This window comes from Pseudoalteromonas prydzensis (assembly GCF_001661495.1).
Lineage (GTDB): Bacteria > Pseudomonadota > Gammaproteobacteria > Enterobacterales > Alteromonadaceae > Pseudoalteromonas > Pseudoalteromonas prydzensis.
In genome coordinates this window covers 75,153-87,607 of sequence record NZ_BDDT01000004.1, presented here as the reverse complement: position 1 = coordinate 87,607, position 12,455 = coordinate 75,153, and the positions used below count along the sequence as shown (strand labels likewise).

General features: G+C 38.6%; 9 protein-coding genes and 2 tRNA genes. 6 read left to right on the top strand and 5 right to left on the bottom strand.

Going from position 1 to position 12,455, the window contains the following annotated elements:
- Window positions 1–111 precede the first annotated feature (111 nt).
- Both A7968_RS09910 and A7968_RS09905 read right to left on the bottom strand, forming a co-directional pair.
- A tRNA-Thr gene (locus A7968_RS09910) sits at window positions 112–187 on the bottom strand.
- A gap of 72 nt (window positions 188–259) precedes the next feature.
- Window positions 260–335 (bottom strand) — tRNA-Phe (locus A7968_RS09905).
- 336 nt (window positions 336–671) lie between these two features.
- Here A7968_RS09905 and A7968_RS09900 point away from each other — a divergent pair.
- Window positions 672–3,440 (top strand): ATP-binding protein, encoded by a 2,769-nt coding sequence (locus A7968_RS09900; RefSeq protein WP_064666421.1) that lies wholly within the window; start codon window positions 672–674, stop codon window positions 3,438–3,440.
- A 48-nt stretch (window positions 3,441–3,488) separates the two neighbouring features.
- On the opposite strand, the gene A7968_RS09895 is transcribed toward A7968_RS09900, so the two are convergent.
- Together A7968_RS09895 and mutY are read right to left on the bottom strand one after the other, a co-directional pair.
- Window positions 3,489–3,761, bottom strand: a complete 273-nt coding sequence (locus A7968_RS09895) for an oxidative damage protection protein (RefSeq protein WP_064666420.1) — start codon at window positions 3,759–3,761, stop codon at window positions 3,489–3,491.
- 30 nt (window positions 3,762–3,791) lie between these two features.
- Window positions 3,792–4,859: an A/G-specific adenine glycosylase gene (gene mutY, locus A7968_RS09890; protein ID WP_371850147.1), complete on the bottom strand. Its 1,068-nt coding sequence runs from the start codon at window positions 4,857–4,859 to the stop codon at window positions 3,792–3,794.
- Between the two features lie 142 nt (window positions 4,860–5,001).
- Between mutY and trmB the strand changes: the two genes are divergently transcribed.
- The 5 genes from trmB (at window position 5,002) to arcA (ending at window position 9,916) form a co-directional block, all read left to right on the top strand.
- Entirely contained in the window at window positions 5,002–5,727 is a 726-nt protein-coding gene (trmB, locus tag A7968_RS09885; protein ID WP_064666418.1) for a tRNA (guanosine(46)-N7)-methyltransferase TrmB, read from the top strand.
- Between the two features lie 30 nt (window positions 5,728–5,757).
- Window positions 5,758–6,783, top strand: a complete 1,026-nt coding sequence (rsmC, locus tag A7968_RS09880; RefSeq protein ID WP_064666417.1) for a 16S rRNA (guanine(1207)-N(2))-methyltransferase RsmC — start codon at window positions 5,758–5,760, stop codon at window positions 6,781–6,783.
- Between the two features lie 161 nt (window positions 6,784–6,944).
- Window positions 6,945–8,570 (top strand): sensor histidine kinase, encoded by a 1,626-nt coding sequence (locus A7968_RS09875; protein WP_064666416.1) that lies wholly within the window; start codon window positions 6,945–6,947, stop codon window positions 8,568–8,570.
- Window positions 8,567–9,091 carry a YfiR family protein gene (locus A7968_RS09870; protein ID WP_064666415.1) on the top strand — a complete coding sequence of 175 codons (525 nt, stop codon included), beginning with the start codon at window positions 8,567–8,569 and terminating at the stop codon, window positions 9,089–9,091. Before A7968_RS09875 ends, A7968_RS09870 begins: the two co-directional genes overlap by 4 nt.
- Window positions 9,092–9,199: 108 nt before the next feature.
- Window positions 9,200–9,916, top strand: a complete 717-nt coding sequence (arcA, locus tag A7968_RS09865) for a two-component system response regulator ArcA (RefSeq protein WP_064666414.1) — start codon at window positions 9,200–9,202, stop codon at window positions 9,914–9,916.
- Window positions 9,917–9,943: 27 nt separating this feature from the next.
- Here arcA and arcB read toward each other — a convergent pair whose 3' ends face one another.
- Entirely contained in the window at window positions 9,944–12,268 is a 2,325-nt protein-coding gene (arcB, locus tag A7968_RS09860) for an aerobic respiration two-component sensor histidine kinase ArcB (RefSeq protein ID WP_064666413.1), read from the bottom strand.
- Window positions 12,269–12,455: the final 187 nt, after the last annotated feature.

The window sequence follows — 12,455 nt, the reverse complement described above, 5'->3', positions numbered from 1 at the left end:
TTTTTAAAACATTTAATTTAAATAAATGGTGCCGACTAACCGAGTCGAACGGATAACTTAAATGAATTACTGATTACAAGTCAGTTGCTCTTTCAAATTATCTAAAATAAATGGTGCCGACTAACCGAGTCGAACGGTTGACCTACTGATTACAAGTCAGTTGCTCTACCAGCTGAGCTAAGTCGGCACACTAAACTGTGTGCTAAGGCACGCGTGATAATGTTTTAATCATGTGATTTAAACACTATTACTTAATTAATGGTGCCCAGACGCGGAATCGAACCACGGACACGAGGATTTTCAATCCTCTGCTCTACCGACTGAGCTATCTGGGCATTTCAGTTTTAATCTATACACTTCCCACTTAGCTCTACTGACTTAGCTATCTGGGCGTGCGGCGTATTAAACTGGTTTTGCCCTTTTAAGTCAACTTTTTTTTTATTCTTTATAACTGTTTGCACAGTTTTTCAACAAAGCGATTAATAAATGTAAAGTACGCTGTTTTTTACAGCAAGTACTCTTTAATTTATCTATCGGATAGGTATTTTAACTGTTTTGTGTACAACAGTCCTAAAAACGTAGTGAATTATTTCTGGTAAATGATAGGATTGATTCCCAGTACACAAGCGACTGTTTAGATTGCGGTTGATAATAGATAAGTTGGATAATAAATGCAGAGTAAATTTTCTTCTCCTGTAAAAGGCCTATTGCCCCTTTTTATAATTATAAACCTAGCCATAACCGCACTCGCTGTAGTTGCATATTCTTTTTACCCTACTCAAGATACTAAAGTAGAGCAAGATTCACTAAGCTTAGCGCAACTGGCTGAGCAGTTAGATACCCCTTTAGTAAATGCATTAACGCGTCCAGGGCAAGATAACGCTAACAAACTACTCGATTTAACTCTCGCACTGAATGCTCAATATGATTACTACTTATATAGGTATACACCAACTGCGCCAGCACAATTAGTATTTGCAAGTAATAGGCCTGCAATTGAAGCGATTAAACTTGACCAATATTTAGCTGAGCAAGGTGTTATTCATCATCAATTAAAGTTAAATGATCAACCCGTTGGTGAATTGATCATTAAGCAAAAATCTAATTCAACAGTTTTATTACCGCAACATTCAATAGTACTTGCGATAGTGTTTGCTGGAGTTGCTACTGTTTGCCTAGTTTTGCTTGCATTATTTTTTAACGCCTACCTTAATACACGGATCCGTAAAAGCAGTGACACCCTTGCTCATGAATTACAAAGTATCACTAAATCTAATCGTTACAATACACAGGTTAATGAACAGCTTGATATTGGCCTTGGCGTTGTTGCTAAAAATATCAACCAACTATTACTGCAAGTTCAAAATGCAATCAGTAACAATGATATCGCCCAGCAAGATTTACAGAACCTGCAAAGTAGCCTTGAAACAGAAGTGCAAAACCGTACTTTAGCGCTTGAAAAAGCAAGCCAAAGAGCTGAGCAAGCAAGCGAAGCAAAAACAACCTTCTTAGCAACTATGAGCCATGAAATACGTACGCCAATGAATGGCGTTATCGGCACAATTGATTTATTAAGGCAAACCGAGCTAAATGGCGCCCAGCATCGCCTAAGTACAATTATTCGTGAATCTGCATTCTCACTGCTTGGGATTTTGGATGATATTTTAGATTTCTCCAAAATTGAAGCCGGTAAGCTCCACATAGATACTATCCCTTTCTCTGTATCAGATACCATAGAGGAAGTGGCCAGAGTATTGTCATCCGTGGCTAAAAAACGCCAATTAGAGTTGGAACTTGCCATTGCGCCTGATATCCCAATAAACTTAATTGGTGATACAGTTCGTGTGCGCCAAGTGCTGTATAACTTATGTAGTAACGCGATTAAATTTACCAGCAGTAATGACGACCGTGTAGGCTATGTGAGAATTTCGGTAGAAGTGGCACAAAACACCACTGATCATTTCACTTTGCGCTTTACCGTAAGTGATAACGGTAAAGGCATGAACCCAGCCCAGCTTCGAGAAATATTTAATCCATTTATCCAAGCCGAGGGATCTATTACCCGAGAATACGGCGGAACCGGTTTAGGTTTATCAATTTGTAAAAGTTTAACTGAGCTAATGCTGGGCTCAATTAATGTCACTAGTAATGTAGGAATTGGTAGTGACTTTGTCGTGGAGCTGCCATTTAGCACCGAAAACAGTATTAAGTACGCGCATAAAAATGCATTAAAAGATCACCGTGTTGTGCTTGTTACAGAGCACCCAACCAGAAAGCAAACCCTAAATCGTTACCTATCATTTATGGGTGCTAAAACAATTACGGTACAAACCGTTGAAGAAGTTGAACAACATCAAGATACGCCCGGTATTATCTGGGTACTTGATGGTGTTGATGCAATGGATAATATTAATTATTTATTACGCCGTTTATTGTACACCCTTGAAGATAATAACCAGCAAGTCGTGGTACTGAGTAAATTAGACGAAACGGCAATCAATCATCAGAACATTTTTTACCTAAATGCAGCGCCGTTGTGTAAGTCAAACTTTATGATGTCGTTATTAGTTGCAGCTGGGCTGCACACACCAAAACAAGTTAAGCCGGTTAAAACCCTTAATAATTATTTAAGTGTTGAGCAAGCTCGCGATGAGAACAAATTGGTATTACTCGTTGAGGACAATATTTTGAATCAGCAAGTGCTCACCGATCAATTGCACTTATTAGGCTTTGGTGTAGAGGTTGCTGAAAACGGTGAAGAAGGTTTAAAAATGTGGCAAAGCGGTCATTACCCATTAATTTTAACCGATTTGCACATGCCTAAAATGTCTGGTTATGACATGGTTGAAAAAATCCGTGACGAAGCCTCACAGCTTGAGGATATTAACGCCCAACCTTATATTATCGCAGTAACCGCAAATGCGCTTAAAGGTGAAAAAGAGCGCTGTTTAAACGCGGGTATTAATGACTTCATTACTAAACCGGTTGAATTAAACACGCTAGAGGCAACCCTCAATAGATGGAGTGATATAAGCAAGCAAGGGCCTATCGCCGCTAAACCAACTAAACCTACAACGCCCATAAACTTGGAGATGCTTGCCAAGTACATCAATAATGATGAAGCAAAGCAATTGCGCTTCTTTAAAATGTATTTAGAGCAAAGTCATACTTTAACTAAAGAAATAAATACCGGCGTAATGACCGCAGATAAGGAAATAATCATCTCGGCGTGTCATCAATTAAAATCAATATCAAAAACTATCGGTGCAGAGAAAGTAGCAGAGCTTGCCGCTGATTTTGAAAGTCAGTGCAAAGAGCAAGATTTAACCAGTGATCAGTTGATTGAACTGCGTGATAATTTAGAAATTGAATATTCACGTGTTGCGCAATATTTAAAAGAGCAAGTACGTAATGCTCAAGTGCAAGATGATACGATTTAATTTAAGCAATAAAAAAGGGCTTTAACAGCCCTTTTTTACTATAGAAAATCATTTTTCTGGTGGACGATAGCCTTCGATTTCTACCTCTTTACCTTCAAATAGAAATCCGACCATCTGCTGCTCTAAAAAAGTGCGATGCTCAGGATCCATCATATTTAAATGCTTTTCATTAATTAGCATAGTCTGCTTGTGTTGCCACTGACCCCACGCTTCTTTAGAAATATTATTGAAGATCTTTTCACCAAGCTCACCTGGGTAAAGTTGAAATCCTAACCCTTCTGCTTCTTTTTGTAACTTTTGACAAAATACTGTACGTGCCATGATAGACCTCTTATTCACTTAAAATCGATATTAGCTAGTGTAAACTATTGAAGCGATTTGTTTAACTAGCTTTTTAGTTGGTGCGGCTAAACCGACTTCTATTGACTGATCTAGTGGGTACCAAACCAGCTGCCGCTCATTAACTACATCTGGTATTTTAGCTAGCTTTAACACATGAGGATTAATCGTTAATTCAAAATGCGAAAATACATGAGTGAAAGGCTCCAGAGCATCAGTTGTCAGTGCAAGACCTTGTTGAGCCAAAAATGTATCTAACTGGGCTTTTTGCTCAAACTCAAAAAAGCTAAATAATCCACCCCAAATACCTGAGTTAGGCCTTTTTTCCATCAAAACTTGCTCATCACATTGCACTATCAATTGATGGCACACCTTTTTGGGTACTGTTTTTTTAGGTTTCGAGTGAGGAAACTGTTTCACCAGATCGCTATTAAATGCCTCGCAACGCGCGTTTAATGGGCAAGCTTGGCAGTCAAATTTACTTCGTGAACACAGGCTTGCGCCTAAATCCATCATCGCTTGATTAAACTCAGTAACATTCTCTTTTGGGGTGAGTTGCTCAGTTAATTGCCACAGTTGGTTTTCAACTTTTTTAACCCCATACCAACCCTCAACCATAAAATAGCGTGCCAATACCCGCTTTACATTACCGTCTAAGATTGGGTGATGTTGCCCAAGTGATAACGATAATACAGCGCCAGCAGTTGAGCGCCCTATTCCAGGTAGTGCAACGACTTCATCGAGTGTTGTGGGAAAGACCCCGTTGTATTTATCACGAATAATTTTTGCTGTTTTATGTAAATTTCGTGCACGCGCGTAATAACCCAGCCCAGTCCAATGATGCAGTACCTGATCTTCATCTGCATTTGCTAAAGCAATAATATCTGGAAAACTTGCCATAAACTTTTCAAAATATGGAATAACAGTCACAACTTGAGTTTGTTGCAACATGACTTCTGATACCCAGACTTTGTATGGTGTTTTATTTAGCTGCCAAGGTAACGTTTTACGTCCATGTAGGTGATACCAATCGACAACTTGCTGAGAAAACCAGTTTGCTTCACTGTTATTTAACTTCAAAATTACTACTTTTATGACTCGACCCTTGATGGCGCTCAGTCTATTGCAGTTAATAAAAAGGTCAAGTACTTGTGATCAACGCCTTGGTCAGGGATAATACGCCACCATTTTAAGACATGTTGTTTTCATCAGGCCAAAATATATGAGTGATTCAAGTAACGATAACCTTGAGCAAGCAAAGCAAGAAGGTAAATATATTCGTACAATTCGCAGCTTTGTTAAACGCGAAGGTCGTTTAACCAAAGGACAAGCTGCAGCAATTGAAAAATGCTGGCCAACAATGGGCCTTGAGCACAAAAATGGCATGCTTGATTTAGCGCAAGTATTTGGCAATGACAACGATGTTGTATTAGAAATTGGTTTTGGTATGGGTAAGTCATTAGTTGAAATGGCTAAAAACGCTCCACACCTAAACTTTATTGGTATTGAAGTTCACCGCCCAGGTGTTGGCGCATGTTTAATGGATGCCGACGAAGCAGGCATCACCAATTTACGTATTTTTGAACATGACGCTGTTGAGGTATTTGCTGACTGTATAGCCGAAGGTAGCATTACCACGGTGCAATTATTCTTCCCTGATCCGTGGCATAAAAAGCGTCATCATAAACGCCGTATTGTGCAACCAGCATTTGTTGAAAGTCTACGCAGTAAGTTAAAAATTGGTGGTGTGTTTCATATGGCCACTGATTGGGAAAACTACGCAGAGCATATGCTTGAAGTAATGCAAACTGCCAAGCATTTTACTAACCAATCACAAACGAACGATTATGTTCCACGCCCTGACTTACGTCCGTTGACTAAATTTGAACAACGCGGCCATCGTTTAGGTCACGGTGTTTGGGATTTAATGTTTGAACGCATTAGCTAATTAAATTAATTAATCAAAGGCAAGCCATTTATGAGCGCATTAACCAATCCTAGTTCGTTATTACTTCGTAATAGCGAAAACCTCAAGGCAGACTCTATTTTGGTGGTTAATTTTGTCCAAGATGGCTTTTTGTCACAGTTGCAACAGCTAAATCCAAACAGCAAAATTAGCGCTTTTAGCTACAACCATGCGAATGGCGAATTTGCCAAAAACATCCAAGGTATTGATGTTTGCGTAAGCCACGAAATAACTGCAAAACATTTTGATTTAGTTATCTATTATTATCCTAAAGCCAAGCCTGAAGCGCTAATGACGCTAGATAATATCCGTGCAGTTATTAATCCAGATGCAGAACTATTGGTAGTCGGTGAAAATAAAAGCGGCGTAAAATCAATTGAAAAGCAATTTAGCAGTCACTGCGAATACAGTAATAAAATTGACAGTGCCCGCCATTGTGCTCTGTATTTATTTACAGAAATAGCTAAACTCTCTGAGTTTGTTATCACTCGCTACCACAAACAATTTAGTGTAGATGTAGCAGGTATGAGTTTTAGCGCGATCAGCGTACCTGGGGTCTTTAATCATGGTGAACTTGATGGCGGTACTAAAATACTGCTTGAGAATGCGCCTATAATTAAATCTGGGAATGTGCTCGATTTTGGCTGTGGTGCGGGCTTAATTGCAACTTTTTTAGGCTTAAAAAACCCAGCACTGAACTTTACTTGCACAGATGTAAGTGCCCTTGCCGCCTATGCAACCGAGCAAACTCTCGCGCTTAACAATGTCAGCGGTAAAGCCTTATTAAGTGATGGATTAGCAAATGTAACAGGTAAATTTGAATTAATTATTTCAAATCCACCGTTTCATACTGGTATTGCTACTGATTACACTGTTGCCGAACAATTTTTAAGTGGCGCTAAACAGCACTTAACCAAGCAAGGTAAATTAACCATTGTTGCAAACTGTTTCTTAAAATACCCACCTATTTTAGAGGCCCAGTTTGGCACTTACCAAACAGTTCATAAAACCAATAAGTTTTCGGTATATAGCAGCTAACTGCGACCCCAATTCGATACTGTAACACTTCAATAAAGCTGCCAAAAAATAAAATAGGCGGCTTTTCAACAAACTTAGGATATTTTTTAGTTACTTTGATAGGTCTTTGCTAGACTTACGGTAATTCTATCAAAATTATATATTCGGCCTTCATCACAATAATGCCTAAATCAACGTCGCAAACAAGTATTCGTAAAGCTCTGATCAGCGCAGTAATGTTTGTTACGGCCTTGTGTTTATCATTATCTATTTCTATATCTACATACCTTGATGTTAAAGAGCAAAAGCATCTAATAGTCGATAAACTCAATATTCTCGCAGAAATCATAGCGTTTAATGCACAGGTAACTGTACTGTTTGATGATAGAAAAACCGAAGAGCAACGACTTAAATCGTTCGAGGGTATTCCGCTAGTTAAAAACATCCATATTTACGCCATTGATGAAATATCTAATAAGCCCGTATTTTTTACCAGTTTTAATGCAAAAAAAACCCCACCAGTGCCACTGCGCGTGGATAGTATAGAGCAACTAAAACAACCTAGGATCACTGAAGATTACATAGAATTAATCAAGCCAATCATGTATGAAGGTAATGTGAAAGGCTATGTCTATATTCGTGGCGGATTAGAGCGCCTAAACGCTTATATAAACAAAAAAATTCTTATCGATATTCTTTTAACGTTATTCGTTTTAGTACTGGTTTATTTTGTGGCAAAGCGCATTCAAAAACGTATTGCCGATCCAATCGACCAATTAAGTACTTTACTGCAAGATGTCTCAAAAAATCACAATTACAACGCCCGAGCCGAAAAAACAAGTATCACCGAAATAAATATGCTTGCCAATAGTTTAAACATCATGCTGACACGCACGCAAAATCAAATCGAGCGACATAAAAATGATAAGCAAGAAATTAAACAGCTAAACCAAAGTTTAGAAGAAAAAGTAAATCAACGTACTATCGCACTTAGAGAAGCCAACCAAGAATTACTAACAACACTGGAACGAATGCATCAATACCAAAACCAAATTGTTGAAAGTGAAAAAATGGCCTCGTTAGGGCAAATGGTTGCAGGTGTTGCGCATGAGGTAAATACACCGATAGGTTTAGGGATCACCGGCTCTACCCTACTGCGCGATAAACTGGCAGAAATAAGCCAAGGATTTGAGCAAAAAACCTTGACCTCAAGTCAACTGAAACGCTTTATCGATAATGGCATAGAAAATTTAGACCTTATCTATCGAAATTTAAATCGCGCTGCTGAGCTGGTTTCCAGTTTTAAGAGAGTAGCAGTTAACCAAGATGGTGAACTAAACTCACTGGTTAATATGCATGAACTGATCACCAATGTAATGTTATCAATGCGTGCTGATTTACTTGTCAAAGCTCCTAACGTTGTTATTCATTGTTCACCTCAATTGATGTTTGAAACTAAAGTGGGTCCGCTACAGCAAGTACTGCAGCAATTATTGAGCAACTCTGTCATTCATGGCTTTAGTAATAATCAAAATAATGAAATCGAAATCACAGTTGAGCGAAACGAGAGTAGCGTGATCATGACCTACTATGATAACGGTATTGGCGTTGATAAAAGTATTAAAAAACGTATTTTTGATCCCTTCGTTACCACTAAACGTGGCGAAGGTGGCAGTGGCTTGGGCATGCATTTAGTTTACAACTTAGTTACACAAGCCTTAGGTGGTAGTGTTTATTTTGACGATCAAAATTCAATAGGTACGCGTTTTATTATTACCTTGCCGCTGACAGAGGCAAGTAAACCATGAAGCTAAGTAGTTTATTGTTTACTCTGATAATCATTTTTCCTGGGGTTTTACAGGCTAAGTCACCGCAACAAGTTAAGTCAGCATTTTTATTTCAGATTGCAAAGTTCATCGAATTCCCTCAGGCTAACAATGATCAGGCCGTGACTTTTTGTTTTTATGACATTGAACATGGAATTGGTGAGTTACTGAAGGATAATTCGAGCCTTGAAATTAACAATATGCCGATTGAAACTGTGTTAATTGATAAAAATCAGCAAATTTCTGAACTTTCTCGCATTTGTGATATCACATACATTGATGAAACAATGGAAGATGATATAATTCCACTTTGGATCGATACCATTTCATTAAATACCTTAACAGTTGGTGAGAGTATTAATTTTTTAGAAAAAGGTGGCGTTGTTTCTTTGATCCAAGAAGGGAATAAAATCCGACTGTATATCAATAGGCAGCAGTTGTTGCGCTGTAGTTTTAAAGTGCAATCTCGGTTATTAGCTGTTTCTAAATTTCATCCGAATTGATTTTACTTGTTAACAATTGGATATACTCCTATAATCACTAGTATTCGGTTTTATAATACAATACCGAATTAATTGTAAATAAAATATTCCGAAAAAGGTTAATTAATAATGCAAACGCCAGTCATTCTGATTGTAGAGGATGAAGACGTAACTCGACTAAACCTCGTTAGTTTATTTGAAGCTGAAGGTTACAAAGTTATTGAAGCCATTGATGGCGATGACATGCATGACAAGCTTACAAATAATGATGATGTGAACCTTGTAGTTATGGACATCAACCTACCAGGCAAAAACGGGCTAATTTTAGCGCGTGAATTACGTCAAAAGCGTAACGTTGGACTTATTTTCCTAACCGGTCGTGATAATGATGTAGACCGTATTTTAGGCCTAGAAATTGGTGCGGACGATTATATTACTAAACCGTTCAACCCTCGTGAATTAACTATTCGTGCTCGTAACTTGCTTTCTCGCACTGCTCTCGGCGGTGAAGAAACAAGCCTTGAAACAAATGGTGTGATCACATTCAATGGCTGGGAACTTGACGAAAATAGCCGCTGTTTAACTTCACCAAATGGTGATGCTAAACGTTTACCGAAAGGTGAATACAGAGCACTACGTTTAATGCTTGACTCTCCGGGCCGTATTTTCAGCCGTGAGCAACTGATCAAGCACATGACTGGTCGTGAACTTCGTGCAAATGACCGTACTGTTGACGTAACGATCCGTCGTATTAGAAAGCATTTTGAAAGTGATAACAGTACATCTGAGCTTATCAGCACCATCCATGGTGAAGGTTATCGTTTCATTGGTAAGATTGATAGTTAATATCTTTTTTATCAAACACCTGCAGCATTAACGTGCTAATTGCTGTAAGAATAAATGAAGGGCCTGTTGCCCTTCATTTATTTTATCTGCCAATATTGTTAACCAGTTCTGTAGTTCCTCATCACTTTCTTCAAGCGCACCATGCTCCATCTTTTTCGCATGTAACTGCACATCATTTAAACCAACAGATCCTGCTGCCCCTTTAAGCTTGTGCGCCACTGATTTATATTCTTCACGATCGCCATCCGCTAATGAAGTCGCCAATTCTTGTTGGTATTGCGGGTTAAGTTTTTCAAATAAACTGCTACTGCGTTTAAATATTACGATACCCATCGAGTTGACAAAATCTTCTATGGTTTCAACATCCAATAACCCTACATTGATATTTTCACTGGCTTCTTTACTAACTGTCAAACGAGTTTCATCGCATTGTTGTTGCTGCTTAATATCAAACAGTTCTGCCAACATTTTATCAAGCTTAGTGGTATTAATTGGCTTAGCTAACGCTCCTTGAATTGAGATCCCTTGCAGTTCTTCTTCAGCGCTACGCACATTGGCCGTCAGTGCAACAATAGGTAACTTGTCGAAATGACTATCTGCACGGATCTGACGCGCAACTTCATCACCATTAATATCTGGCAATTGCATATCAAGTAATACAAGGTCTAGATCATCTTCAGTTTCAACAAACGACAACGCATCTTCACCGGTTTCAGCCCAGATAACTTCGTGACCACGCTGTTCAAGTAAGTTTGTCGCGATTTCAGCATTTAGCGGCACATCTTCAACCAGCAAAATATTTAAACTACGGCCAACATAGCTGTGCTCAGCTGGTGCAATACAAAGCGCCAGCGGTATTTCCACCACAAAACAACTGCCTTCACCTTCTGTACTACTGACATGTAATTGCCCTTTCATGGCAGTGACCAACGCTTTTGTAACGGCTAAACCAATACCAGAGCCAATAGCGTTAGTGCCGTTTAAATCGGGGGCTTTATAATACATGTCAAAAATACGGTGTAATTGCTCTTGTGGAATGCCCTGACCGGTATCGGTAACTTTCATAACTAACCACGCACCATCCGCCCGGTTTTCGCGACGACATGCTAATTGCACTTTGCCTTGTTGGGTAAATTTAACGGCATTGTTAATTAAATTCCATACCACTTGACGTAATCGTGTTGGATCTAATTGTGCGTAAATATCCAGCATACCATTACGTTTAATTTCAAACTCTAAGCCTTTTTGTTCAGCAATCAATCCGGCAAAGTTAACCACATCATTTATAAAGTCAGATACATTGATTGAGTCAGTGACTATATCAAGTTGTTCACGGTCAATTTTATCTAAGTCGATTATATCGTTAAATATATTGCCTAATGTCTCGGCACTGGAGAACACAGTGTTACACCAGCTGCGTTGCTGCTTATCAAGATCGGTATCAAGTAGCATTCGGGTTAAACCAACGATACCGTTTAGTGGAGTGCGTAATTCATGACTCAAGGTGGCAATAAATTTCCCTTTATCTTTATAGGCGGTTTCAAGTGCTTGGGCTGCTTCTTTACGACTAGTAATATCACGGCCAAACGCCAGTAAACCAATGTATTCGCCATCATCATTAATAAACGGCAGTTTACGCATTTCAAACCAACGGTTTTCATTACCCACCGGGTATTCAACATCAAGTGTTAATGCTGCATGAGTTTTTTCGACCTTGTTATCCGTTAACAACACTTCTGGTAAGTATTGCGTTGGATAAATTTCTTCTGCAGTTTTACCGATTAACTCACTACTTGGCTTACCAATGACTTCTTCAAACATTTTATTACAACCGGCAAATACGCCGTTATTATCACGGTAATAAAATAAATCAGGGGATGAATCGACAATCGAGCGCAGTAACATACCTTGTTGTGCGAGTTCTTGTTGGGTTTTCTTACGCTCAACAATTTCTCGTCTGAGTTCTTCAATTGCACGATGTTTGGCATGAAAAGCCATTTTACGTTCATCAATTTCAACATTTAATCGATTGATATTATCTTTTAATGTTTGGTTTAATAGCTTTTCTTGCTTGGTGGCGCTATCTAAATAGGCGTAGGAAGCATCTAGTTGACGTATTGAGTTGATCAGTACGCTGATAATGATAGGTGACACAACCGCAGTAAAAAACATCACGGCAAGCACATCTACAAGCGTCACTGTGCCCACAGCAACATAATAAAACATGCATGATAATATCAATGCCAGCACTAATAGTAATGCATAACAAATAGTTGCGGTTTTAAATTCACCGAATCGAGTAATTAAACTAGAAAGTATTCGAGCCCACGGACTCAAAGAGGAATCGACCATATATAAATCTGTCTCTTAACGATACATTTAAGTATATAAAAAATCAGCTGATGTCACAGCTACAAAAAAACGACTAGTGCTATGATTTTAGCATTTTTGTATTAACTATTTTCATGTTCCGCGACGAAAACAGAAAATTTTCATCTACCACGTATTTTTAAATTATTTCGTGTAAAATACCGCGCTT

Coding starts and splice junctions, on each gene's coding strand:
- arcA (WP_064666414.1), top strand. CDS start 9,200: ATGCAAACGCCAGTCATTCTGATTGTAGAGGATGAAGACGTAACTCGA.
- A7968_RS09875 (WP_064666416.1), top strand. CDS start 6,945: ATGCCTAAATCAACGTCGCAAACAAGTATTCGTAAAGCTCTGATCAGC.
- rsmC (WP_064666417.1), top strand. CDS start 5,758: ATGAGCGCATTAACCAATCCTAGTTCGTTATTACTTCGTAATAGCGAA.
- A7968_RS09900 (WP_064666421.1), top strand. CDS start 672: ATGCAGAGTAAATTTTCTTCTCCTGTAAAAGGCCTATTGCCCCTTTTT.
- trmB (WP_064666418.1), top strand. CDS start 5,002: ATGAGTGATTCAAGTAACGATAACCTTGAGCAAGCAAAGCAAGAAGGT.
- A7968_RS09870 (WP_064666415.1), top strand. CDS start 8,567: ATGAAGCTAAGTAGTTTATTGTTTACTCTGATAATCATTTTTCCTGGG.
- A7968_RS09895 (WP_064666420.1), bottom strand. CDS start 3,761: ATGGCACGTACAGTATTTTGTCAAAAGTTACAAAAAGAAGCAGAAGGG.
- arcB (WP_064666413.1), bottom strand. CDS start 12,268: ATGGTCGATTCCTCTTTGAGTCCGTGGGCTCGAATACTTTCTAGTTTA.